Raw genomic sequence first — 24209 nt, forward strand, 5'->3', positions numbered from 1 at the left:
AGGCCTCAGTCGCCCTCGCCGGGTTCGGGCGAGAAATAGGCGTCGTACTTGCCGTCCTTGCCCTTGAACTCGTCAGCGTCGGCCGGGCTGTCCTTCTTGCGGGTGATGTTCGGCCACTGCGCCGAGAAGGTCGAATTGAGTTCGAGCCACTTCTCGTTGCCGCTCTCGGTGTCGGGCAGGATCGCCTCGGCCGGGCACTCAGGCTCGCACACGCCGCAGTCGATGCACTCGTTGGGGTTGATGACGAGCATGTTCTCGCCCTCGTAGAAGCAATCGACCGGACAGACCTCGACGCAGTCCATATACTTGCAGCGGATGCAGGCGTCGGTGACGACGTAGGTCATGGGTCTTCTCGCTCCTGTTGTTGAGGCAAGCGCTATTGCGGGCCGCTGCCGTCGTCAACGCCGAGCTCGGCATAATGCGACCGGGCTTCGGGCGCGGGTCCGCGCCGCTCGGGCAAGCCGAGCACCCGGATGACCCGGATCGCGCCCCTCAGCGGCAGGGTGATGGTCGAGCCGACGCGGACGATTTCGGAGGTCTTCTCGACCCGGCGGCCGTCGATCCGGGTGCGGCCTTCCGCGATCAGCGCCTGCGCCATGGTGCGCGACTTCAACAGGCGGATGCAGAACAGATATTTGTCGAGGCGCATGGGCCCTAGCGCTTGAGACCGGCGAGGGCGGCGAAGGCGTTGCCGGGGCGGGCGGGAGCCGGCCGGGCGCGGGTGCGCGGGCGGGTGCCGCGCCAGTGCCAGGCGCTGTCGGTCTGGCGGAAGCCGACCTCGGCCATCAGCGCGGCGAGCGCCGTCTCCGACAGGCCGAGCGAAGTGACGAGGTCGCGGTCGACCGGCTCGAGCGGGGTGCCGGCGGGACGCTCGGCGGCGCGGGCCTGGTGGGCGAAGGCGGCGAGGCGGTCGGCGAGGTCGACCCGGAGCCAGGTCTCGCCCAGCCGGCGATAGGCGAGCGCCGCACCGTTGCGATCGGAAGCGCCGTCGAGCGTCGCGGCGCCGGGCCGGGGGAGCGCGGGCATCGGCCGGCCGGCGCGGACCGCGAGGAGGGCCGCCCGCCAGCGCTGCGCCTCGGGCTTCATCAGCGAGGTCGCGAAGACGTCGAGCGCGCCGAGCCGGACCCGGAGCTTGTGCAGCGCGGCGCGCATCGGCCGGTCGAGCTGGCCGATCGGCTCGGCCAAGGCGCGGCGGGGCATGAGGCCGCCGGCGTCGTAGAGCATGGCGGTGAGCGCGCGGACCGGGGCGCCGAGGTGGCGGTCGGTGGACGCGGCGCCGAGGCGGACAAGGTCGCCGCAATGGCGCTGGACCTGCCGCTCGAGCCAGGCTTCCATCCGCGCGCGGAGCTCGGCGCGAGCGGGAGCGGACAGCCGGTCGAGCGCGCGGGCAGTGCGCAGCGCGGGCTCGGTCAGGCTCCGGCCGGGCGCGAGGCGCGCGAGGAGATGACCGTCGGCGGCGATCCCGATGTCGCCGCCCGCCGGCGCGAACAGGGTGAAGCGCTGGTCCTCGTCGGCGCAGAGCGCGCGGGCGCGGCGGTCGAGTTCGTCGCCCAGCCGGCGCTCGGCCGCGGCGAGGAGCAGGCGCTTGTCGGCAAGCCGGGCGGCGGGATCGACCTTGAACTCGAAGCCGGTGAGGTGGCCGATCGGCTCGGGGCCAACGCTGACTTCGCCGTCGGCGGCGACGGTGACGGGCAGCGCATCGGCCCCGCGCGCGCCGATGTCGCGGACGAGGACGGCGGTGCGGCGGTCGACGAAGCGCTGGGTCAGCCGCTCGTGGAGCGCATCGGACAGGCGCGCCTCGACCTGGCGGGTGCGCTCGGCCCATTTGGCGGGGTCGGCGAGCCAGTCCGAGCGGTGCGCGATATAGGCCCAGCTGCGCACCCCCGCGAGGCGGTCGGCGAGCGCCTCGATGTCGCCCGAGACATTGTCGAGCCGCGAGACTTCGGCCGCGAACCAGTCCTGCGCGAGATGCCCGCCGTCGGCGATGTAGCCGAACACCCGCCGGACCATCCGGGCGTGGTGCATCGGACCGACCTTCCGGAAATCGGGCAGGCCGCACGCTGCCCACAGCCGCCGCGCGGCGATCCCCTTGCGGTCGGCGATGGCGGGATCCTCGGCGATGAGCTTCAGCACCGCGAGATCGATCGCGAGCGGCGCGGAGCGCAGGACGGGATCTTCGCTACGCATCTCGAGGCTCCGGATCAGCGCGGTGACGTCGGTGAAGTCGAGGTCGCTGTTGCGCCAGTAGAGGTGATCGAGGGGGCGGAAGCGATGCTCCTCGATCGCGTTGATCTCCTCGTCGGTGAAGGCCGGACCGTTGTCGCCGCCGAGCCCCAGCGTCCCGAAGGTGCCGTCGCGCTGGTGGCGGCCCGCGCGGCCGGCGATCTGCGCCATCTCGGGGATGGTGAGGCGGCGCTCGCGGCGGCCGTCGAACTTCTCGAGGCCGGCGAAGGCGACATGGGCGACGTCCATGTTGAGGCCCATGCCGACCGCATCGGTGGCGACGAGATAATCGACCTCCCCGCGCTGGAACATCGCGACCTGCGCGTTGCGGGTGGCGGGCGAAAGCGCGCCCATCACCACCGCCGCCCCGCCCTTGAAGCGACGAAGCATCTCGGCGAGCGCGTAGACCTGCTCGGCCGAGAAGGCGACGATGGCCGAGCGCGGGGGGAGCCGCGACAGCTTGACCGACCCGGCGTAGCGCAGGGTCGAGAAGCGCGGCCGGCTGACGATCTCGGCCTCGGGGATGAGCTCGCGCACCATCGGCTTCAAGGTCGCCGAGCCGAGGATCAAAGTCTCCTCGCGGCCGCGGGCGCGGAGCATCCGGTCGGTGAAGACGTGGCCGCGCTCGGGATCGGTGCCGAGCTGCGCCTCGTCGATCGCGCAGAAGGCATGGTCCTGGTCGGTCGGCATGCTCTCGACGGTCGACAGCCAGTAGCGCGCCTTGGGCGGCACGATCCGCTCCTCTCCGGTCAGCAGCGCGACCGAGGCCTCGCCCTTCAGCGTGACGACCCGGTCGTAGACCTCGCGGGCGAGCAGCCGCAGCGGGAAGCCGATGACCCCCGACGAATGGGCGCACATCCGCTCGATCGCCAAGTGGGTCTTGCCGGTGTTGGTGGGCCCGAGGACGGCCCGGATGATGCCGTCATTACGCGCGGCCATGGGTCCCATGTTGGCAGCAACGCCGCGGCGCGCAAGTCGGCGCGTCATCGTTTCGTCGCTTAGCCCCGCGTTAACCTTGTTGGGCGAGAAGGGCGGGGATGTTTCAGTCGCCTCGTCCCCTGGTTGCCGCCGCGCCGCTTCCGGCGTTCGGACGGGCGGCTGCGCTGAAGCCGCCGCGGCCGCCGTTCCGGCTGGTGGTGGATCTCACGCAGGCGCCGTTCAGCCGGACCTGGTGGCGCGGGGCGGCGACGCTCCTTGCGCTGATCGCGGGGGTGATCCAGCTCGCGCCGACGATCGAGCCGCTCCCCGCGGGCATTCCCGAAGCCGCCGGGGCCGACCAGGCGCGGCAGGAGGCGGCGCTCGGCCTCGCCCCGCTCGGCGCGGGCTCGCGTACCGGCATGACGATGGGCGAAGGCCCGCTCGCGCGCCCGATCGCCAGCGCGCCGCTGCGCCAGAGCCGCAGCCTCGACCTCGTCTTCGCGGCCGGCGACGACATGGTTGCGCTGCTGACCCGCAACGGCGTCAGCCAGTCCGATGCGGTCCGGGCCGCGAGCCTGGTCCGGGCCGAGGGCGCGGTGCCGCCCGCCGGGACCACCTTGTCGCTGCGGCTCGGGACCCCCGACGCGGCGGGACGGCGGCCGCTCGACGAACTGCATTTCCGCGCCCGGCTCGATCTCGAGCTGACGATCCTCCGCGCCGGCGATGGTCTCGCCGCCAGCCGCAAGGCGCTGGCGATCGACCGCACGCCCTTGCGCATCCGCGGCAGCGCGGGCGGGGGGCTCTACTGGGCGCTGCGCTCGGCGGGGGCGAGCCCGCAACAGGCAGCGGACTATCTCCAGGCGATCGGCGACCGGCTCGACGTCGGGAGCGAGGTCGCCGCGACCGACCGCTTCGAACTCGTCATCGCGCAGGCCCGGACCGCCAGCGGCGAGGCCAATGCCGGTCCGCTGCTCTATGCGCGGCTCGACCGCTCGGGCGGTGCGCCGATCAGCCTCGTGCGCTGGCCCGTGAGGGGCCAGCTCGCCTGGCTCGACGAGGCGACCGCGCCCGAGCCGACCCGGAGCGGGCTGCTGCGCCCGGTCGATGGGCCGATCACCTCGGGCTTCGGGTCGCGCATGCACCCGATCCTGCACTTCCTGCGGATGCACAAGGGGATCGATTTCGGCGCGCCGATGGGGGCCCCGATCGTCGCCGCCGCCGACGGCCAGGTGATCCGTGCTGGCTGGGCCGGGGGCTATGGCCGCCAAATCCGGATCGCGCATGCGGGCGGGCTGGTCACCACCTACAACCACATGAGCGGCATGGTCGCGTCCGAGGGCAGCGTCGTCCACCGGGGCCAGTTGATCGGCTATGTCGGCTCGAGCGGACTCTCGACCGGCCCGCATCTTCACTACGAAGTCCTCAAGGACGGGGTGCCGGTCAATCCGCTCGGCGTGACCTTCGTCACCCGTCCGATCGTCGACGCGGGGCTGATGGCGGCCCTGCGGGCACGGGTGAGGGCGCTGCGCGGCGTCTGAATGCCACGGCCTGGCGCAAGTGTCGAACGCATCACGCTTAATCGCAGTTAACCACTAGCCTCGCCTGCGCGCAGGGGCCAACGTCGTCCCCTTCCATTATTGCTCCGGGGTGGGGACCAGTTTCATGCGTAGCCTGTTCGGCCTGTCGTCGCGCGACATCGCCATCGATCTCGGGACGGCCAATACCGTCGTCTATGTGCGCGGGGTGGGCATCGTCAGCAGTGAGCCGTCGGTCGTCGCGCTCGAGATGGTCGACGGAATCCAGAAGGTTCGCGCGGTCGGCAACGACGCCAAGCTGATGCTCGGCAAGACCCCGCGGGGCGTCCGGACCGTGCGCCCCTTGCGCAACGGGGTGATCGCCGATCTCGAGACCGCCGAGGAGATGATCAAGCATTTCATCCGCCGTGCCGGGGGCGGGCCGAGCCGCTTCGGGCGCGGGCCCGAAGTCGTCATCTGCATTCCCTCGGGCGCGACCAGCGTCGAGCGGCGCGCGATCCGCGACGCGGTCACCAATGCCGGCGCCGATTCGGTGTCGCTGATCGAGGAGCCGATGGCGGCCGCGATCGGGGCGGGGCTGCCGGTGACCGATCCGATCGGCTCGATGGTGGTCGACATCGGCGGCGGCACGACCGAGGTCGGCGTCATCTCGCTCCAGGGCCTCGCTTATTGCCGCTCGGCGCGGGTCGGGGGCGACCGGATGGACGATGCGATCGCGAGCCACGTCCGGCGCAAGTTCAACCTTCTCATCGGCGAGGGGACGGCCGAGCGGGTCAAGCTCGAGATCGGCACCTCGCTGCGCCCGGGCGACGGGATCGGCCGTACCACCATCGTGCGCGGGCTCGACGTCAGCCGCGGCGTGCCGGCCGAGATCGAACTCAACCAGGCGCATGTCGCCGAAGCCTTGTCCGAGCCGGTCAACCAGATCGTCGAGGTGGTGCGCACCGCGCTCGAGCATACCCAGCCCGAAATCGCGGCCGACGTCATCGACCACGGCATCACCATGACCGGCGGCGGCTCGCTGCTGACGGGAATCTCGACCCTGCTTCACGAGGCGACCGGCCTGCCCGTGCACATCGCCAACGAGCCGATGAACTGCGTCGCACTGGGCGCAGGCCAGACGCTGGAGAACCAGGTGCTTCGCGGCGCGCTGATGACGGCCTGAGCCGTCAGGTCGCGGCGAGGATCAGCGCGGCGGCCTTGTCGGGCTCGTCCCACATCGGGAAGTGGCCGCTGTGGTCGAACCAGTGGAGTCGCGCGCCCGGAAAGGCCGCGAGCGCACGGTTCGCCTGAACCGGCAGGCAGAGGCGATCGTGGCGTCCCCAGCCGATCGTCACCGGCCCCGACGCGGCGGGACCGGTCTGGGCGGCACCGTCGGCAAGATCGCGGATCAGGGGCTCGGCGGTCTTCGTCCGGGCGAGGCCGACGAGTTCATGCGCGACGAACCCGCCGTCGAGCGCCCATGGCCGGGCCGACAATTGCGCGAGGAGCGCGCTTCGGCCGACGGGATTGCGGGCGAGCGGGCGGACGTTGCTGCCGAGCGCGCGAAGCAGCTTCACCGAGCCGAGCAGGGTCGTCTTGACGAGCGTTCGCTCCCAGCCCTCCCAGAAACCGCCGGGATCGAGCGCGACCACGGGCCCGCTCACGCCGCGCCGCGCCATCTCGAGGACCAGCCGTGCGCCGAGCGAACTGCCGACCATCGCGACGCCCTTGAGGTCGCTCTCGCCGAGCCACGCGTCCAGGCTCCGCGCAAGCCCCGCGAAGGTCCCCGAGTCGGGCTCGGCCTGGCTCGCACCATGACCGGGCAGGTCGATGAGGATGAGCTCGCGGTCCGGAACCAGCGACAGGATCGGGTTCCAGGCCGCGCGTGAGCTGCCCAAGCCGTGGACGAGGAGAAGCGGTTTGCCGCTCCCGCGGCGCTCGAAGGTGATGGTCATGGGGCGGCAACGAACGGCACCGGCAATCGGACTGCCCTTGCCCCGGATTCATTGTCGCGACCGGCGCGGAGGAGTATTGGCGGGCTGCTCACAAGGGAGCAGGGCAATGACCGACCTCGCCGTCATTGCATGCCTTGCCTTCGATCATCGCGCATCCGCCGAGGAGCTGCAGCGATTCAAGGCATGCATCGTTCAATGTCCGCAGGTCGTGCGGACGATGGAAGTCTGCGGGCCATTCGACCTGATCGTCGAGGGCCGCTGCGCCGACATGGTCGAGTTCAACGCCGGCCTCGATCGCCTCCGAACCACGCTTGCGCGGCTGGTGAGCCGGATCGAGACGAGCTTCGTCGCCAACGTGATCGAACGTTCGTCGCCGCGCGACGAGACGCAGGCCCTGTGGATCCCGTGCCGCGGCGGCCGCCGCCGCGTGCCGCTGGCGCGGATCGACCGGATCGTGGCCGAGGGCGACTATATGCGGGTCCACGTCGGCGACTGGAGCGGGCTGCTCCACCAGACGCTCGGTCATCTCGCCGGACAGATGCTCGGCGCGGGTTTCGTCCAGCTCCATCGCTCATGCCTCGTGCGGATCGCGTTCATCGAACGGCTGGTCCACGACGGGCGACGCTGGACCGCGCGGCTCGCCGACGGCACGGCCATCCCCGTCGCCAAGAGCCACACCCACGACGTGCTGCGGATCATGGGCGGCGAGTCGTCGAACGGCGGGGCCGGTTCGGCGATGGCCGCGCCGATCGGCGAAACACCGGCCGCGATCACCGAAAACGACCTGACGCTGCTTCAGTAAGGCGGCACCTGTCGGCTTCACCGGCGCACTGGTGCGCCGGATGCAGGGAGGCTCTCATGGACCGCCGGAAACTCGTTTGCCTGACCACCGCCATTGCGATGGGGATCAGCCTTGTCGGGGCCACGGCGATGGCGGCGGCCGACCCGCTGCAGGACGTCGTCGTCCGCGGCCAGAAGATCGACCCCGCGTTGCAGCGCACGGTGTCCTACGACGATCTCAACATCGCGTTCGCGCCGGGGCAGCGGGAGCTGTCGTCGCGGATCCGCAAGACAGCCGACGGCCTCTGCTGGGATCTCAACGGCGATTATTATCTGCGCCAGTGCACCGACGACGCGGTCCGCAGCACCGACGAGCAGTTCGCCGCGGCCGTCACCCGCGCGCAGCGGCAGATGGCCGGGCTGCCGGTGGGACCCGCCGTCGCCATTTCGATGGTGATCGGCGCTCGCTGAGTGGGGGCATGGGGGGAGCGGCACTCGCCTGCTCCCCCCGGCTCAGTGCGAATTACCGGCCGTGGCCGCGCCAGCGCTTGACGGTGCGGGCGATGATCTCGGCTTCGCCGCCGGTCTCGCGCCACAAGGAGGCGAAGCTCGGGTCGCTCGAGGCCGGGCGCTTCTCGGGCTCGAGGTCGTCGAAGCGGACGCGGATCGGAATCGCGACGCCTTCGCCGCAGACGATGCACTCGCGGTTGCGAAGCGCCGGAATGGCGTCGAGGAAGCCGCGCGCGCCTTCGGGCATGGCGGCGCGGACGCAGGCCTGGTCGCGGTCGTTGTTGAGGCGCATCGAGATGATCGTGCCGCACTGCGACAGCACGCCTTCGGCAAGGTCGGACGGGCGCTGCGTGATGAGGCCGAGGCTGACGCCATATTTACGGCCTTCCTTGGCGATCCGCTCGAGGATCTTGCGGACGGCCTGGACACCGTTGTTCTCGTCCTTGGGGACGTAGCGGTGGGCTTCCTCGCAGACGAGGAGGATCGGGCGCTGCGCCTCGGTCCGGCTCCAGATCGCATAGTCGAAGACCATGCGCGCGAGCACCGAGACGACGACGCTGGTGATGTCCGACGGTACGCCCGACACGTCGACGATGCTGATCGGCTTGCCGTTGGCGGGCAGGCGGAACAGCCGCGCGATGAAGCTGCCCATCGAATCGGTGATGTTCATGCCCGAGAACATGAAGGTGTAGCGCGGGTCGGCCTTCAATTCATCGAGCTTGGTCTTGAGGCGCTGGTAGGGCGTGGTGTCGCCGGCGCGATCGAGCTTGCCCATCTCCGCGACGATGATCGCGTTGAGGTCGGTCAGCAGATAGGGGATCGGCGAATCCACCGTCACCTTGCCGAACTGCTCGGAGAATTTGTTCTTGGTGCGCGCGGCGAGCAGGCACTTGGCGAGGATGTCCGCGTCGCGGTTGCGCTCGGCCCCCTCGGTGGTGAGCAGCACCTCGCAATGCTCCTCGAAGTTGAGCAGCCAGTAGGGCAGCTGCAGATTGTCGACGTTGAACAATTCGCCGCAATTCTTGAACGCCGCCGAATATTCGCCGTGCGGGTCGATCATCACGATGTGACCCTCGGGCGAATAGTTGGAGATCCGGTGCAGGATCAGCGCGACCGAGGTCGACTTACCGGTGCCGGTGCTGCCGAGGATCGCGAAATGCTTCGAGAGCATCGGGTCGATGTAGAGCGCGCCGCGGATGTCGTCGGTCGGATAGACGGTGCCGATCTCGACGTGGGCGCTGTCCGAGGCCGCGAAGACCTGGCGGAGGTCGGCGGTGGTGACCGCATGCACCTCGCAGCCCGGGATCGGGTAGCGGGTGACGCCGCGCCGGAAGCCCGACATGCCGCCGTCCTTGCCGCGGCTGCCCTCGCCGAGGAAGTCGATGGCCGCCACCACCGCGCCGCTATCGTCCATCTTCATGGTGCGGACGTTGGCGATCAGCCACGACGAGCCGACCGCCATCTTTACCTGGCTGCCGACCTGGCCCGACATGGCGACCGAGGGATCGGGGTGGCCCGACAGGTTCTGGAGCCGCGCGGTGTCGAACCGCACCTGGCTGCCCGACCCCGCGATATCCATGACTTCGCCCAGCGCCGGAAGCTTCTCCGGGTTGAGCGGGACCGCGGTATTGCCGTTGTCGTCCTCGGCGACGATCGAAAGCTCGTCGATGAGCTGCCTCAGGTTGACGTTTTCGTCCATCACGCGGGCCTGGTCCTTCAAGCGGGGTTAGTCGTTCGAGCTCCCGCTTAGCCTGCCCGTGGTTAAGAAGTTTCTAGCCTCGTCGGCCGAGCACCGCGGCAGCGCTCCAGCCGAGCAGCAGGCTCAGGAGCACGGCGGTCAGGCCGTAGAGGAAGCCGTGGCGCCGGGCGGCGGTGGCGACGAACCGCTCGAAGCCGGCCTTGCGGACCTCAACTTCCTTGGTCGAGGCGGCGATCACCTTGCCGCGGTCGATGAGGAAGGTCTCGGTCTCGTAGGTGCCGACCGGGACCTGGGAGGGGATGGAGATGCGCGCGCGATAGAGCACGCCGTCGCTGATCGTCACGCCGTGGGCGTCCTCGGCATAGAGGCCCTGCCGGGTGCGAAGCTCGAGGAGGCCGGTCTCGAAGCGCCGCTCCTTGTCGGGCTGCGCGCCGCCGCCGGGCGAAAGCTGGAGGTCGCCGACGCCGAGCTCGTAGACCGCGGCGGTGCGCTCATCGAGGATCTGGCGGAGCGGGCGATTGGAGGCGACCGCATAATAGGATGGCGCCGAGGAGAAGCGGTGGCTGTCCGCGTTCATCCAGATGCCCGCGATCTTCTGCTTCTCGCGCACCAGCAAGGGCTGGACCGGGCCCTTGAGCACCACCGCCACGTCGAGCTGACGGGTCGGGGTGCGCCCGCCGGGATAGAGGATCGCGCCGAACAGCAGGAGCTGCGCGCCGCTGAAACTGTAGCGAATCTCGATGTTGCGCGCCGAAATGTCGGGCACCAGCCGCGGCCCCGCCTGGCCGAGCAGCAGCGGCAGGCTCGCGACGAGGGGGAGGAGGCGCCGGACGCGCACCTTAGACATACTCGATCGAGAAGATCTCGTCGGGCCGGTAAGTGAGGCCGAGCGCCATGCGCAGCGCGACGAGCAGGATGATGATGGCGAGCGCGAAGCGCAGGAGGTCGGGCTTGATCTTGGTCGTCATCCGCGCGCCATATTGCGCCCCGACCACGCCGCCGACGAGCAGCAGGGCGGCAAGCACGATGTCGACCGAATGGGTGGTCAGCGAGTGGATCATGGTCGTGCCCGCGCTGACCGCGATGATCATGACGAGGCTGGTGCCGACCACCACGCGCGGGGCCATGCCGAGGATGTAGATCATCGCGGGCACCAGCACGAAGCCGCCGCCGACGCCGAGCAGGACGGTGAGGATGCCTGCGGCGAAGCCGAGCGCGAGGGGGGCGAGGGGCGAGACGTAGAGCCCGCTCGCATAGAAGCGCCAGCGCATCGGCAAGGCGGCGATGAAGCGGCGGTGACGGGGGCGCGGCTGGGCGAGCTCCTTCTTGGGCAGCCAGCCGAGCGCCTGGGCGGCGTCCTTGAGCATCAGTCCGCCGATGCTGCCGAGGAGGAGCACGTAGAGAAGGCCAATCAGCACGTCGATCTGGCCGCTCGCCTGCGCGAGCCGGAACAGGAATGCGCCGGCGAGGCTCCCGAACAGGCCGCCGACGATCATCACCAGCCCCATGCGGAAATCGACCCCGCCGCGCCGGGTGTGCGCCATCACGCCCGACACGCTCGCGCCGATGATCTGGGTGGTGGCCGAGGCGACCGCGACGCTCGGCGGGATTCCGTAGAAGATCAGCAGCGGGGTTGTCAGGAAGCCGCCGCCGACCCCGAACAGCCCGGATAGGATGCCGACCAGCCCGCCGAGCGCCACGATGAGCAGCGCGTTGACGCTCATGTTGGCGATGGGGAGGTAGATATCCATGCGAGCGCCTAGGAGTAGCGAAGCCGCCCCCTCCCGTCACCCCGCGAAGCATCGATCACGGCACCAGCTTGGCGCGGCGGCGTTGCGCCTCTAGCCCATGACCATGAACCCGACCCTCCGCTTCGCCCCCATCCTCCTTCTCGCCGCCTCGGCCTGCACCACCATGGAGCGGCCGAGCGCCCCCACGATGGCGCCCGCTTCGGCCCGCGCCGGCTTCGTGATCGCGGCCAATCCGCTCGCGGCCAAGGCCGGCATGGAGGTCCTCCAGCGCGGCGGCAGCGCGGCCGATGCGGCCGTCGCGGTGCAGGCGGCGCTCGGGCTCGTCGAACCCCAGTCGAGCGGGATCGGCGGTGGCGCCTTCATGACCTTCTACGATGGCAGGACGGGCACGGTGACCGCCTATGACGGGCGCGAGACGGCGCCCGCGGGCGCGACCCCGACCATGTTCCTCGGTCCCGACGGCAAGCCCTTGCCCTTCGCGGTGGCGGTATTGAGCGGCCGGGCGACCGGCGTTCCGGGCGCGGTCAGGATGCTCGGCCAGATCCAGCGCGAGCATGGCGCGCTTCCCTGGAACAGCCTGTTCGAAAGCACCGCGCGATTGGCCGACACGGGCTTCACCATCTCGCCCCGTCTCGGCAAGCTGCTCGCGGGCAATTACCCCGAACTCACCGCGCCCGACGTGGTCAAATATTTCAGCAAGCGCGACGGCTCGAAGCTCGTGGCCGGCGACCTTCTCCAGAACCCGGCCTATGCCATCTTCCTCCGTCGGCTGGCGCGGGGCGGCCCAGACGTCCTTTATCGCGGCGAGACCGCGGCGCGGATCGTCGCCAGGGTGCGCGAAGGGACCAATCCGGGATCGATGAGCACCGCCGACCTCGCCCGCTACAAGCCGCTCAAGAAGGAAGCCCTGTGCCGTGCGTGGCAGAGCTATCAGGTGTGCGTCCCGCCGCCACCCTCGAGCGGGGTCGCGACGCTACAATTGCTCGCGCTTCTCGACCGCACCGACATCGCGCAGCGGGGGCCGACCGACCCGGTCGCCTGGTCGCAATTCGCGCAGGCCTCGCGGCTGATGTACGCCGACCGCGACCGCTTCGTCGGCGATCCCGCCTTCGTCGATGTGCCGGTCGAGGGCCTGCTCGCGCCCGACTATGTCGCCGAGCGCGCCCGCCTGATCGGCGCCACCGCCGGCCCGCCGCCGGCCGCGGGCACGCCGCGCGGAGTCGTCACCGCTGGGCTCGACCGCACCGCCGAACCTTCGGGCACCAGCCACTTCATCGTCGGCGATTCCAGCGGCAACGTCGTCAGCATGACCACCACGGTCGAGAGCATCTTCGGCTCGGGCAGGATGGTCGATGGCTTCTTCCTCAACAACCAGATGACCGACTTCAACTTCTCGCCGGTGGACGAGGCGGGGCGGCCGGCCGCCAATGCCGTCGCGCCTGGCAAGCGCCCGCGCTCGTCGATGACCCCGCTCATCCTGCTCAACCCCGACCGCAGCTTCGCCGGCGCCTTCGGCTCGCCCGGCGGGAGCGCGATTCTCGCCTATGTCGGCAAGGCGATGGTCGGCTCGGTGCTGTGGAAGCTGCCGATGCAGGATGCGATCGCGCTTCCCAACCTCATTGCGCGGGGTCCCAACTTCAACGGCGAGGCGGGCAAGTTCGCGCCGGGCGTCCTCGCCGGGCTAAAGGCGCGCGGGATCGAGGTGAAGCCGGGGCAGGGCGAGGACAGCGGAATCCACGCCGTGCTGATCCGCCCCGATGGCCAGTTCGACGCCGGCTTCGATCCCCGCCGCGAGGGCGTGGTCCTGATCGACGACAAGCGGACCGCGGTCAGGCGCTAGAGCCGACCGCCTCCGCGAGCGTCGCAAAGCGCGTCTGACGGAGGCGCCGGAGCAGGTCGTCGGCGATGGCGCGGGCGATCCCCGGCCCCCGGTAGACCATCGCCGAATAGAGCTGGACGAGGCTCGCCCCCGCGCAGATCCGCCGCCACGCATCGCCCCCATCGGTGATCCCGCCGGCCGAGATGAGCGGCACCTCGCCGCCCGTCACCGCGTGAAACGCCTGCAACTGGTGCATGGCAAGGCTCGCCAGCGGCTTGCCCGAAAGTCCGCCGGTCTCGTCGCGGTGGCGTGAGCCGAGGGGCGGGCGGGTAATCGTGGTGTTGGAAACGATGATCCCGTCGATCCCGTGATCGCTGACCGCCCGCACGATCCGGATCGGATCGCCCTCATCGAGGTCGGGCGCCACCTTGAGGAACACCGGCGGGCCTCCCGCGCCCCGCGCCTCGCGCACCGCCGCCAGCAGCTCGGCGAGTTCGCCGCCCGCCTGGAGGTTGCGGAGGCCCGGCGTGTTGGGCGAGCTGATATTGACCGTCAGATAGTCGGCGACGGGCGCCATCCGCCGCACGCCCTCGGCATAATCGCGGATCCGGTCCGCGCTGTCCTTGTTGGCGCCGATATTGACGCCCACGATGCCGCGGCGCGGTCCCTTGAGCCGGGCGAGCGCCGCCTCCTGCCCGCGGTTGTTGAAGCCGAGCCGGTTGATCACCGCCGCGTCCTCGACCAGCCGGAACATGCGGGGCTTCGGATTGCCCGCCTGGGGCCTGGGGGTCAGCGTGCCCACCTCGACGAAGCCGAAGCCCATGCCCAGCATCGGTCCGAAGACTTCGGCATCCTTGTCATAGCCCGCGGCGAGGCCGACCGGCGAGTGGAAGCGCAGGCCCGCCACCTCCATCGCCAGCGCCGGGTCGAAGACCGGCGGCGCGCCGGCCGGCAGCGCCTTCAGGCCCGCGATGCTCAATTTGTGCGCCCGCTCCGCGTCGAGCGTGAAGACGAGCGGGCGAAGGAGGGAATAGAGGGCCATGCGCATCCGCTGTTGGTCGAACATTCGTCGGGCCGGCCTTGAGCCGGGGTGCCGCCGCCTGCAAGAAGCAAGCCGCTGGCCGGGTCAAGCCCGGCGACCAACCGGAAAGGCCCGACTTGAAGCAGCTCCTTCTTCTCGCCTCCACCGCCCTGCTGGCGGGATGCGCGACCACCACGCCCGATCCGCTGGTGGTCCCACCGCCCGAAACCGCTGCTGCCGAGGCGGCGCCCGCCGCAACCGCCCCGGCGCCGGTTCCGGCGCGTAATGCGCAGCTCGCCGCCTTCTTCGAGGAATATGACAAGGCCAGCCTCGCCCTGTCGCCGCTGTCGAAGGCCTATCGCGGGATCAAGGACGCCGATTACGGCAAGTGGGACGAGCTGAGCGACGCCGCCGAGGAGCGCGACCGGGCCCTCGACCGGCGTTATCTCGCAGATCTTCGCCAGCGCTTTCCGCGCGCCTCGCTCAGCCCCGACGACCAGCTGAGCTACGACCTGTTCGAATATCGCATCGCACGCAGCGAATCGCTTTATCCCTATCGCAAGAACGGGCTCGTCTTCGACCAGATGAACGGCGCGCAGAGCGACGGGCCGGCCTTCCTCATCAACATCCACAAGGTCGCCAGCGTCGCGGACGCCGAGGCCTATGTCAGCCGCATCTCGGCCATCGCCACCTATCTCGACCAGTCGGTGGCCGAGGCGAACGCGCGTGCGGCCAACGGCGTGCTCGCGCCCCGGTGGGTCTATCCCTACGTTATCGCCGACAGCCGCAACCTCATTCGCGGCGCGCCCTTCGACAAGGGCGCCGACAACGACCTGTGGGCCGACTTCAAGGCCAAGGTCGGCAAGCTCGACGCCGATGCCGCGACCAAGGCGCGGCTGCTCGAGGCGGGGCGAACGGCGATGGTTCGCGACCTCAAGCCCGCCTACAGCCGTGTCATCACGGCGATGCAGGCGCAAATGGCCAAGGCCGGGACCGACGACGGCATCTGGCGCTTCCCCAATGGCGCGGCGGAATATCAGGCCCGGCTGAAATTTTACACGACGACCGACTTCACTCCCGACCAGGTCCACGAGCTCGGCCTCGCGCAGGTCGCGCGGATTCACGGGGAGATGACCGCGCTCAAGGACAAGGTGGGCTTCAAGGGCTCGCTGCAGGACTTCTTCAAGTTCATGCGCGAGGACAAGCGCTTCTATTATCCCAACACGGCGGCCGGAAAGCAGACCTATCTCGACGAGAGCCTGAAGGCGCAGCAGCAGGTCCAGGCGGCGCTTCCGCGCTTCTTTGGCCGGCTGCCCAAGACCGCGCTCCTGATCAAGCCGGTCGAGGCGTTCCGCGAGAAGAGCGCGGGCAAGGCCTTCTACCAGGACCCGCCGCCCGATGGTTCGCGCCCGGGCACCTATTACGTCAACCTCTACAACATGAACGACATGCCTTCGATCGAGGTCGAGGCGCTGTTCTGCCACGAGGGCATCCCCGGCCACCACCTCCAGGGCGCGCTGCTGAGCGAGCTCGGCGAAGGCGAGGTGCCGCCCTTCCGCCAGTTCTCGGGCTATACCGCGACCGACGAGGGCTGGGGCCTCTACGCCGAGAAATTGTGCAAGGAGATGGGGCTCTACCAGGATCCCTATCGCGACTTCGGGCGCTTGCAGCTCGAGCTTCACCGGGCGATCCGGCTGGTGGTCGACAGCGGCATCCACCACAAGCGCTGGACCCGCGCGCAGGCGATCAAATATGTCGAGGACAACAGCGCCGACGCCAAGGGCGGGATTGTCAAGGCGATCGAGCGCTACATCGTCTATCCGGGCCAGGCGACGGCCTACATGATCGGCAAGCTGAAGATCGAGGAACTGCGCGCCAGGGCCAAGGCGCAGCTCGGCGCGCGCTACGACGACCGCCAGTTCCACGACACGATCCTGCTCGCCGGCTCGATGCCGCTCAGCATGCTCGAAAAGCGCGTCGACGACTGGATCGCCCGGACCAAGGCCTAGGCCCCGCCCGGTTGTGAATCGGAGTGTTCCGGCCTAAATAGGACCGGAACACTCCACTATGCGACTGACCCACCTTGCCGACTATGCGGTCGTGATCCTGACCGCTGCCGCCCAGCACTCGGGCGAGGAGCGCCTCAACGCGTCCGCGCTGTCGGCCGAGACGGGGGTCCCGCTGCCCACTGCGCAGAAGCTGCTCGGCAAGCTCGCCGCGGCCGGTCTCCTCCAGTCGCACCGCGGGGTCGGGGGCGGAATAGCCTTCGCCCGCGCGCCGGACGCGATCACGCTCGCCGACATCATCGAGGCGGTCGAGGGACCGATCGCGATGACCCAGTGCAGCGGCTCGGACGAGGCCAGCGACTGCGCCCTCGATGCCCGCTGCCGGTTGAAGCCGCACATGAACATCGTCAGCCGGACGGTGCGCGACGCGCTCGCCGGCGTGACCCTCGAGCATTTGGCGTCTGAGCGCCGCATGGAAATCGCATGAACGAAGAGACCACCATCCGGAACCGCGAAGCCCACGAGGCGGCCGACAAGCTCGCCACCTACGAATGGGGCTTCGTCAGCGATATCGAATCGGATTTCGCGCCCAAGGGCCTGTCCGAGGACACGGTACGCTTCATCTCGGCCAAGAAGGGCGAGCCCGAGTGGCTCCTCGAGTGGCGCCTCAAGGCCTATCGCGCCTGGCTTGAGATGGAGGAGGTCGACTGGGCCAAGCTCTCGATCCCGCCGATCGACTACCAGGACGCTTATTATTACGCCGAGCCCAAGCAGCGGCCGACGATCGCGTCGCTCGACGAGCTCGACCCCGAGATCCGCCGCACCTACGAGAAGCTCGGAATCCCGATCGAGGAGCAGAAGGTGCTCGCCGGGGTCGAGGGCGCGCGCAAAGTGGCGGTCGATGCGGTGTTCGACAGCGTCTCGGTCGCCACCACCTTTCGCGAGGAACTCGATCGCGCGGGCGTCATCTTCCGCTCGATCTCGGAGGCGGTGAAGGAATTCCCCGACCTCGTCCGCAAGTATCTCGGCAGTGTCGTCCCGCAGCGCGACAATTTCTTCGCCTGCCTCAACAGCGCGGTCTTCTCCGACGGCACCTTCGTCTACATCCCCGAGGGCGTCCGCTGCCCGATGGAGCTGTCGACCTATTTCCGCATCAACGCCGAGAATACCGGCCAGTTCGAGCGCACCCTGATCGTCGCCGACAAGGGGAGCTACGTCTCCTATCTCGAGGGCTGCACCGCCCCGATGCGCGACGAGAACCAGCTCCACGCCGCGGTGGTCGAGATCTTCGCCCACGAGGATGCGGAGGTGAAATATTCCACCGTCCAGAACTGGTATCCGGGCAATGCCGAGGGCGTCGGCGGCATCTACAATTTCGTGACCAAGCGGGCGATGTGCTCGGGCGCGCGCTCGAAGGTGTCGTGGACCCAGGTCGAGACCGGCTCGGCGATCACCTGGAAGTATCCGAGCTGCATCCTCAAGGGCGACGGCTCGGTCGGCGAATTCTACTCGGTCGCGCTGACCAACAATCGCCAGCAGGCCGACACCGGCACCAAGATGGTGCACATCGGCAAGAACACCCGCTCGACCATCGTGTCGAAGGGGATTTCGGCGGGCCGCAGCGACAACACCTATCGCGGCCTCGTCCGCGTGCTGCCGGGCGCCGAAAACGTCCGCAACTTCACCCAGTGCGACAGCCTGCTCCTGGGCGACCAGTGCGGCGCGCACACCGTGCCCTATATCGAGGTCAAGAACCCGACCGCGACCATCGAGCATGAGGCGACCACGTCCAAGATCAGCGAGGACCAGCTGTTCTACGCCATGGCGCGCGGCCTCGACCAGGAGGCGGCGGTCGCCCTCATCGTCAACGGCTTCGCCCGCGAGGTGCTGAAGCAGCTGCCGATGGAGTTCGCGGTCGAAGCACAGAAGCTGCTGGGGATCAGTCTGGAAGGGAGCGTCGGGTGATGGTGCTGGCGTTCGTAGCACTTGCCGCGTCGATGCAGGTCGCCGCGCCGGCCCCCGGACCGGCGTCCGAAGTGGTCGTGATGGGCCAGAAGCTCAAGAACTGGCGCGCGTCGGTCCGCGACCGGAACGGCAGGGTCGACTGCAAGGTCAAGGTGTCGTCCGGCGACAAGGAAATCGACGCCGTCGGCTGTCAGGCCATGACGACCTGCATGGCGCAGATGCGGCCGCGTCTTCCCTCCACCATCGACAAGAGCCTTTCCGCGGCAGAGCGCGAGGCGAACAACCAGTCGCTGAACCGCGATCTGACCGCCTGCGTGAAGACCAATCACGATACCGGCCTCGCAGCGCTGGCCGAGCGCCGGTACCAGGCGCGGCAGGGCGCCCGGCGGTGATCGCGCTCGCCCTCCTCGCGTCCATCTCGGACGACATCGACACGCTCGGCACGGCGGTGGCGAAGTGCGATCGGCCGGTGGTCAACACCACCATGTCGGCCGAGATGGGTCGCCGCAGCGACTTCCTCCGGCAGGCATTCCGCGAGCAGGAGGCGATCGTCGCCGCGCGCCGCGACCTTGCCCAGCGCCGCCTCGCGCTGCGCAGCAACGTCGGCGCACAGGCGCCCGGCCTCGCCGCGCTCGATACCGAGGGGGCGATCATCGAAGACCGCCAGCGCGCATTGAACGACCAGCGCCTCCTCGAAAACCTTCGGCAGGAGTCGATGGACCAGCTCCGCCGACTCTTCCTCCAGAATTGCGCACCCGGAAAGAATTGATGCTCACGATTACCGACCTTCACGCGACCGTCGCCGACAAGCCGATCCTGAACGGCCTGTCGCTCACCGTGCCCGCCGGCGAAGTCCATGCGATCATGGGCCCCAATGGCGCGGGCAAGTCGACCCTCGCCTACACGCTCGGCGGTCGCCCGGGCTATGAGGTGACCGGGGGCTCCGTCAGCCTCGACGGGCAGGACCTGCTCGCGATGGAGCCGCACGAGCGCGCCGCCGCGGGGCTTTTCCTCGGCTTCCAGTATCCGGTCGAAATCCCCGGCGTCTCCTCGATGCAGTTCATCCGCGAGAGCCTGAACGCCCAGCGTCGCGCGCGCGGCGAGCCCGAGCTCAGCGGCGCCGAATTCATCCGCCTCGCCAAGGCCGAAGCGGCCGAGCTCGGCATGGACGTCGACATGCTCAAGCGCCCGGTCAACGTCGGCTTCTCGGGCGGCGAGAAGAAGCGCGCCGAGATGGTGCAAATGGGGATCATGCGGCCGAGGTTCGCCGTCCTCGACGAGACCGACAGCGGGCTCGACATCGACGCGCTTCGGATCGTCGGCGCGGGCATCAACCGGATCATGCGCGCGCCCGACCGCGGCGTGCTGCTCATCACCCACTATCAGCGGCTGCTCGACTATGTGCAGCCCGACCGCGTCCACGTGCTGACCGCCGGCCGGATCACCCGCTCGGGCGGGCCGGAGCTGGCCCACGAACTCGAGCGCGGGGGCTACGCCGAGGTCGCATGAGCGCCATCGCCACCCTTCCGACCCGCAAGGACGAGGCGTATCGCTACGCCGACTTCGCCGCGCTCGACCGCGTCTGGCACGAGCTTGCGCCACCGCGCGAGATCGTCATCCCGGCGGGCGAAAGCCACAGCCATGTGCTCGTCGCCGGGGCCGAACCGGTCGAGATCCACCGCGCGACGGTGATCGTCGAGGCCGGCGCGTCGCTGGCACTGTTCGCGCTCAATGGCTGCACCGAATATGGCCGGATCGAAGTCGACGTGACCGTTCGCGAGGGCGGGCACTTCACGCTCCAGGCGGCCAATATCGCGGGCGGGTCGGCGACCCAGGAGATCGTCACGGTCGTCCGTCACGTCGAGCCCGAAGGCACCTCCAACCAGGTCGTCCGCAGCGTGCTCGCGGGCAAGGCGACCGGCTCCTACCTCGGCAAGGTCGCGGTCGCGCGCCACGCCCAGAAGGTCGATGGCGAACAGTCGGTCAAGGCGATGCTCCTCGACCGCGGCGCCACCGCCAACTGCAAGCCCGAGCTCGAAATCTACGCCGACGACGTCAAATGCGCGCACGGCGCCAGCGTCGGCGAGCTCGATCCCGACCAGCTGTTCTACGCCTTGTCGCGCGGGCTCGATCCCGCCAGCGCCAAGGCGCTGCTGCTTGAGGGCTTCGTCCTCCAATTGTGGGACGAGGCGCCCGACGACCGGCGCGAGGAGCTGGTCGAGCAGACCCGCCGCCTGCTCCGGACGGTGTCCGCATGAACATCCAGTCGTCCCTCGCCGCGCCGCTCGACGTTCGCGACCAGTTTCCGGCGATCGCCGGCTGGCATTACCTCGACAGCGCCGTCTCCGCGCAGAAGCCGCAGGCGGTGATCGACGCCATCACCCGCGCCTATGCGCAGGATTATGCGAGCGTGCATCGCGGGGTCTACCAGCGCTCGGCCGACATGACGCTCGCCTATGAGGCGGCGCGGGCCCGCGCCGGCAATTTCATCGGCGGCGCGGCGGAGGAGACGATCTTCACCCGCGGCGCGACCGAGGCGATCAACCTCGTGGCGCAGCGCTTGCCGAAGAACGGCCGCACCCGGGTCCTCCTGTCCGCGCTCGAACATCACTCGAACATCGTGCCGTGGCAGCTCGCGGGCTATGCCATCGACGTCGTGCCGCTGACGCCGGACGGCCGGATCGACCTCGACGCGGCCGAGGCGATGATCAGCGAAGACCATCGCGTCGTCGCTTTTGCCCATGTTTCCAACGTCTTGGGCTCGGTCCTCGAAGCCCCCCGAACGGCCGAGATCGCGCACTCGAAGGGCGCGCTCCTGCTCCTCGACGGCTGCCAGGCCTCACCCCGCATAAGCGTGATGATCGATAAGATCGGCGCCGACTTCTATGCCTATTCGGGCCACAAGCTGTACGGCCCGACCGGCATCGGCGTGCTCTGGGGCCGCCGCGACCTCCTCGAAAGCATGCCGCCGTGGCAGGGCGGCGGGGCGATGATCGACCGGGTAACCTTCGAAGGCACCACCTTCATGCCCCCGCCGCAGCGCTTCGAGGCCGGCACCCCGCACATCGTCGGCGGGATCGGCCTCGCGTCCGCGATCGACTGGGTGGAAGGCATTGGGGTCGAGCGGATCCATGCCCACGAAGCCGCGCTCGTCGCCGAGACCCGCGAGCGTCTGACGTCGCTTGACGGCGTCACCCTCTACGGGCCCGAGGACAGCGCGGGCATCGTCAGTTTCACGCTCGACGGGGTGCATCCGCACGACGTCGGCACCATATTGGACGATGCGGGCGTCGCGATCCGCGCGGGCCATCATTGCGCGCAGCCCCTGATGGCGCTGCTCGGGGTCCCGGCCACCTGCCGCGCGAGCTTTGCGGCGCATTCGGACAGCAGCGACATCGACGCCCTCGTCGATGGGCTCAAACAAGTGAAACGGATCTTCGGATGAACGAGGAACGCAAGATCGCAATCGAAGAGGTGGACGCCGTGGCGCCGCCGCCCAAGGCGCGGGTCGAGCAGGAAAGCGCGGCCGAGACGTTCGAGCGCAAGCGCGACTATCTCGCCGGCTTCCTCAGCGAAACGCCGCCCGAGGCGCCGGTCGGCGGTGCGGGCGGCGACCTGCAGGCCGCGATCGTCGAGACGCTCAAGACCATCTACGATCCGGAGATCCCGGTCGACATCTACGAGCTCGGCCTCATCTACGACGTCAGCGTCACCGACGAGGGCGACGCGACCGTGCTGATGACGCTGACCACGCCGCATTGTCCGGTCGCCGAATCGATGCCCGGCGAGGTCGAGATCCGCGTCCTGTCGGTCCCGGGGGTCCGCGACGCCGAGGTGAAGCTCGTCTGGGATCCGCCGTGGGACCCGTCGAAGATGAGCGACGAAGCGCGGCTCGAATTGGGAATGCTGTGATGAGCGAGACCAAGCTGCGCGTGCGCCCCGCCGCGATTACCCTGACCCCGGCTGCCGAGCGCCGCGTCGCCGACCTGATGGCGAAGGCGCCTTCCGACGCGATCGGCGTCAAGCTCTCGACCCCGCGGCGCGGCTGCTCGGGGCTGGCCTATTCGGTCGACTATGTGACCAGCGAGGACAAATTCGACGAGAAGATCGAGACCCCGGGCGGGACCTTCTACGTCGATGGCGGCTCGATCCTCTATCTCATCGGCTCGGTGATGGACTGGCGCGAGGACGACTTCACCGCCGGCTTCGTGTTCGAGAACCCCAACGCCAAGGGCAGCTGCGGCTGCGGCGAGAGCTTCACCGTCTGAGGAAAGCGGCAAGCTCGGCAGCGAAGCGGTCGGGCTGGTCGAGCATGATGAAGTGGGCGCTGTCCGTGATCGGCACCAGCTTCGCCCTGGGCTGCGCGGCATAATCGCGAATATAGACCTCGTCGGTCGTGCTCGCGGGGTCGCTCTGGTGGAGGACGGTCATCGGCACCGCGATCTTCGCGATGTCCTTGCGCAGGTCCGTCACCACGTCCTCGTACATCGCCTGGCCGACCACCAGCGGATCGGCGTTGAGTGACCAGGCGGCGACCTTGCGGCGGCCCTCGGGGGTGTTCGACATGCCGTTCTGCGGATCGCCGGTGACCGGCTGGCCCGCGCGGGCGCGCATCGCCTCGGCGTTGCGCGCCATCATGTCGCGCATCATCGCCGCGCGGGGCTCGACGCTGGCGGCGGTGCCCTCGGGATCCATCAGCACGCCGAAGAAGGGCAAAGCGTCGACCACCATCAGCCGGTCGACCTGTTCGGGGTGCTCGATCCCCATGCGCATGGCGAGCAGGCCGCCGAGGCTGTGGCCGACGATGGCCGCCTTGCCGGGGTTCCTAGCGGCCTTCAGCTCGGCCGAGATGTCCGCCAGCACGCCGTCGAGGAGGCCCGGCTTCGCCGCTCCCTCGGGCGCGCGGGGGGTGGCGAAACCATTGACCTCGACCAGCAGGACGCGGTGATCGGCGGCGAGGGTCGGCACGACCCGGTCCCACACGGCCGCGGGTGACGAGAGGCCGGGGATCAGCACTACCACCGGGCCGCGGCTCCCGACCCACTTGAGGCTGGTCCGGGAAGGCATGGTCCTGGCTGCCGTTGCGCTGGCCTGGGCAAAGGCCGGGACTGCGGGGAGCGCAACCGACAGCACGGCAGCGGCGAGGAGATGGCGGATCATCGGATCAATCCTTGGCGGGAGGGGTGAAGATGGCTTCGATCGGCAGGCCGAAGATGTCGGCGATGCGGAAGGCGAGCGGGAGCGAGGGATCGTAGCGGCCGGTCTCGATCGCGTTGACGCTCTGGCGGGAGACGCCGAGCCGATCGGCCAGGTCCTGCTGGTTCCAATCCCGCTGGGCGCGGAGAACCTTGAGCTGGTTCAGCACGCGCTCTCTCCCTGGACGAGGCGCGCGATCCCGAGCCCGACCGCCCACACCGGGAACGCGGCCCAGGCATCGACCCGCGGCGCGACGTCGAAGGCGTTCAGGAAGCCGTAGAGCGTCGCGACGGTCAGCAGCACGCCGGTGGCGATCAGCGACTGCTCGACGAAACGGCTGCGCAGATATTCATCGTCCTCCTCGCGCAGCAGCAGCGCCATCGCCCGGATCATGAAGATCACCGGAAGCGCGGCGGTGAAGGCGAGCATCACCCGCACTGCCATGCCGGGCGCGTAGGTCCGGGCGATCCACATCGCGGCGAAGAACAAGGCGACGTAGGCCAGGCTCGCGACCATGAAGCGCCGCGAATAGCGGTCCATCGCGGCCGACTTGATGCCCTTTTCCGCCATCGAACGGCGGGTCGCTCGGGCCATGGGGATGATCAGCAGGAACGAGGCAAGGAATAGCACCCACGAGAAGGGGCCGTCGATGACTCCGGCGACCTTGAGCGCCCCGGTACCGAAGGTCGCTGCGAGAAAGGCAGCGACCCACCGGCGATTGCTTGGCGAAGGCTTCAACACGTCGTCGGTCATGGCAAGCACCCTTTTCATTCAGTAAAGGAAGCTTTCCACCATTAATTGCCCGATGTCAAGCGTCCTTTCCAGTGCCTCATCCGCGGTGGCGGGGGG

26 protein-coding genes are annotated in these 24209 nt (G+C 69.2%); 15 read left to right on the top strand and 11 right to left on the bottom strand.

Features of this window, described 5'->3' with window-relative positions; translation table 11 throughout:
- Positions 1-5: 5 nt before the first annotated feature.
- From fdxA to ABD693_RS04720, 3 genes are read right to left on the bottom strand one after another with little or no spacing between them, the layout of a single operon-like run.
- Positions 6-344 (bottom strand): ferredoxin FdxA, encoded by a 339-nt coding sequence (gene fdxA / locus ABD693_RS04710; RefSeq protein ID WP_344695867.1) that lies wholly within the window; start codon positions 342-344, stop codon positions 6-8.
- 32 nt (positions 345-376) lie between these two features.
- Positions 377-649, bottom strand: a complete 273-nt coding sequence (locus ABD693_RS04715; protein WP_344695868.1) for an RNA-binding S4 domain-containing protein — start codon at positions 647-649, stop codon at positions 377-379.
- A gap of 5 nt (positions 650-654) precedes the next feature.
- Positions 655-3162, bottom strand: a complete 2508-nt coding sequence (locus ABD693_RS04720; protein ID WP_344695869.1) for a helicase-related protein — start codon at positions 3160-3162, stop codon at positions 655-657.
- Positions 3163-3260: 98 nt separating this feature from the next.
- Between ABD693_RS04720 and ABD693_RS04725 the strand changes: the two genes are divergently transcribed.
- Together ABD693_RS04725 and ABD693_RS04730 are read left to right on the top strand one after the other, a co-directional pair.
- Positions 3261-4679 (top strand): peptidoglycan DD-metalloendopeptidase family protein, encoded by a 1419-nt coding sequence (locus ABD693_RS04725; RefSeq protein WP_344695870.1) that lies wholly within the window; start codon positions 3261-3263, stop codon positions 4677-4679.
- Positions 4680-4803: 124 nt separating this feature from the next.
- Entirely contained in the window at positions 4804-5841 is a 1038-nt protein-coding gene (locus ABD693_RS04730; protein WP_344695871.1) for a rod shape-determining protein, read from the top strand.
- A gap of 4 nt (positions 5842-5845) precedes the next feature.
- Here the strand turns inward: ABD693_RS04730 and ABD693_RS04735 are convergent, their stop codons facing one another.
- The gene (locus tag ABD693_RS04735) at positions 5846-6613 is read right to left on the bottom strand and encodes an alpha/beta fold hydrolase (protein ID WP_344695872.1); all 768 of its coding nucleotides are present in this window, start codon (positions 6611-6613) and stop codon (positions 5846-5848) included.
- 106 nt (positions 6614-6719) lie between these two features.
- Here ABD693_RS04735 and ABD693_RS04740 point away from each other — a divergent pair, with 106 nt between their 5' ends.
- Both ABD693_RS04740 and ABD693_RS04745 read left to right on the top strand, forming a co-directional pair.
- Positions 6720-7415, top strand: coding sequence for a LytTR family transcriptional regulator DNA-binding domain-containing protein (locus ABD693_RS04740; RefSeq protein ID WP_344695873.1), 696 nt, complete (start codon positions 6720-6722; stop codon positions 7413-7415).
- A gap of 56 nt (positions 7416-7471) precedes the next feature.
- Complete coding sequence (locus ABD693_RS04745) at positions 7472-7864, top strand: UrcA family protein (protein WP_344695874.1); 393 nt, start codon at positions 7472-7474, stop codon at positions 7862-7864.
- A 52-nt stretch (positions 7865-7916) separates the two neighbouring features.
- Here the strand turns inward: ABD693_RS04745 and ABD693_RS04750 are convergent, their stop codons facing one another.
- From ABD693_RS04750 to ABD693_RS04760, 3 genes are all read right to left on the bottom strand, one after another.
- Positions 7917-9602: an ATP-binding protein gene (locus ABD693_RS04750; protein WP_344697571.1), complete on the bottom strand. Its 1686-nt coding sequence runs from the start codon at positions 9600-9602 to the stop codon at positions 7917-7919.
- A gap of 73 nt (positions 9603-9675) precedes the next feature.
- A complete protein-coding gene (locus tag ABD693_RS04755; RefSeq protein ID WP_344695875.1) occupies positions 9676-10449 on the bottom strand; it encodes a TIGR02186 family protein in 774 nt (257 codons plus the stop codon).
- On the bottom strand, positions 10442-11353 hold the full coding sequence (locus tag ABD693_RS04760; RefSeq protein ID WP_344695876.1) for a sulfite exporter TauE/SafE family protein: 912 nt from the start codon (positions 11351-11353) through the stop codon (positions 10442-10444). Before ABD693_RS04760 ends, ABD693_RS04755 begins: the two co-directional genes overlap by 8 nt.
- Before the next feature lie 103 nt (positions 11354-11456).
- Between ABD693_RS04760 and ABD693_RS04765 the strand changes: the two genes are divergently transcribed.
- A complete protein-coding gene (locus ABD693_RS04765; RefSeq protein WP_344695877.1) occupies positions 11457-13193 on the top strand; it encodes a gamma-glutamyltransferase family protein in 1737 nt (578 codons plus the stop codon).
- Here the strand turns inward: ABD693_RS04765 and ABD693_RS04770 are convergent.
- Positions 13183-14238, bottom strand: coding sequence for a quinone-dependent dihydroorotate dehydrogenase (locus ABD693_RS04770; RefSeq protein WP_344695878.1), 1056 nt, complete (start codon positions 14236-14238; stop codon positions 13183-13185). The genes ABD693_RS04765 and ABD693_RS04770 overlap by 11 nt on opposite strands.
- Before the next feature lie 92 nt (positions 14239-14330).
- Here ABD693_RS04770 and ABD693_RS04775 point away from each other — a divergent pair, with 92 nt between their 5' ends.
- From ABD693_RS04775 to ABD693_RS04820, 10 genes are read left to right on the top strand one after another with little or no spacing between them, the layout of a single operon-like run.
- Complete coding sequence (locus ABD693_RS04775; protein WP_344695879.1) at positions 14331-16202, top strand: DUF885 domain-containing protein; 1872 nt, start codon at positions 14331-14333, stop codon at positions 16200-16202.
- A gap of 58 nt (positions 16203-16260) precedes the next feature.
- Positions 16261-16686, top strand: coding sequence for an SUF system Fe-S cluster assembly regulator (locus ABD693_RS04780; protein WP_344695880.1), 426 nt, complete (start codon positions 16261-16263; stop codon positions 16684-16686).
- Positions 16683-18164: a Fe-S cluster assembly protein SufB gene (gene sufB / locus ABD693_RS04785; RefSeq protein WP_344695881.1), complete on the top strand. Its 1482-nt coding sequence runs from the start codon at positions 16683-16685 to the stop codon at positions 18162-18164. Before ABD693_RS04780 ends, sufB begins: the two co-directional genes overlap by 4 nt.
- Positions 18164-18556, top strand: coding sequence for a hypothetical protein (locus ABD693_RS04790; protein ID WP_344695882.1), 393 nt, complete (start codon positions 18164-18166; stop codon positions 18554-18556). Before sufB ends, ABD693_RS04790 begins: the two co-directional genes overlap by 1 nt.
- Positions 18553-18933 carry a hypothetical protein gene (locus ABD693_RS04795; RefSeq protein ID WP_344695883.1) on the top strand — a complete coding sequence of 127 codons (381 nt, stop codon included), beginning with the start codon at positions 18553-18555 and terminating at the stop codon, positions 18931-18933. The genes ABD693_RS04790 and ABD693_RS04795 overlap by 4 nt, the downstream gene beginning before the upstream one ends.
- Complete coding sequence (sufC, locus tag ABD693_RS04800) at positions 18933-19673, top strand: Fe-S cluster assembly ATPase SufC (RefSeq protein WP_344695884.1); 741 nt, start codon at positions 18933-18935, stop codon at positions 19671-19673. Before ABD693_RS04795 ends, sufC begins: the two co-directional genes overlap by 1 nt.
- Positions 19670-20422, top strand: a complete 753-nt coding sequence (locus ABD693_RS04805; RefSeq protein WP_344695885.1) for a SufD family Fe-S cluster assembly protein — start codon at positions 19670-19672, stop codon at positions 20420-20422. The genes sufC and ABD693_RS04805 overlap by 4 nt, the downstream gene beginning before the upstream one ends.
- Positions 20419-21609, top strand: a complete 1191-nt coding sequence (locus tag ABD693_RS04810; protein WP_344695886.1) for a cysteine desulfurase — start codon at positions 20419-20421, stop codon at positions 21607-21609. Before ABD693_RS04805 ends, ABD693_RS04810 begins: the two co-directional genes overlap by 4 nt.
- Entirely contained in the window at positions 21606-22076 is a 471-nt protein-coding gene (locus ABD693_RS04815; protein ID WP_344695887.1) for an SUF system Fe-S cluster assembly protein, read from the top strand. The genes ABD693_RS04810 and ABD693_RS04815 overlap by 4 nt, the downstream gene beginning before the upstream one ends.
- The gene (locus ABD693_RS04820) at positions 22076-22432 is read left to right on the top strand and encodes a HesB/IscA family protein (protein WP_344695888.1); all 357 of its coding nucleotides are present in this window, start codon (positions 22076-22078) and stop codon (positions 22430-22432) included. Before ABD693_RS04815 ends, ABD693_RS04820 begins: the two co-directional genes overlap by 1 nt.
- Here the strand turns inward: ABD693_RS04820 and ABD693_RS04825 are convergent.
- From ABD693_RS04825 to ABD693_RS04835, 3 genes are read right to left on the bottom strand one after another with little or no spacing between them, the layout of a single operon-like run.
- A complete protein-coding gene (locus ABD693_RS04825; protein WP_344695889.1) occupies positions 22422-23324 on the bottom strand; it encodes an alpha/beta fold hydrolase in 903 nt (300 codons plus the stop codon). The two genes, ABD693_RS04820 and ABD693_RS04825, sit on opposite strands and share 11 nt — an antisense overlap.
- Before the next feature lie 4 nt (positions 23325-23328).
- Positions 23329-23529, bottom strand: a complete 201-nt coding sequence (locus tag ABD693_RS04830) for a helix-turn-helix transcriptional regulator (protein ID WP_344695890.1) — start codon at positions 23527-23529, stop codon at positions 23329-23331.
- Positions 23523-24113, bottom strand: a complete 591-nt coding sequence (locus ABD693_RS04835) for a hypothetical protein (RefSeq protein WP_344695891.1) — start codon at positions 24111-24113, stop codon at positions 23523-23525. The genes ABD693_RS04830 and ABD693_RS04835 overlap by 7 nt, the downstream gene beginning before the upstream one ends.
- Positions 24114-24209 lie beyond the last annotated feature (96 nt).

Source organism: Sphingomonas rosea (assembly GCF_039538065.1).
Lineage (GTDB): Bacteria > Pseudomonadota > Alphaproteobacteria > Sphingomonadales > Sphingomonadaceae > Sphingomicrobium > Sphingomicrobium rosea.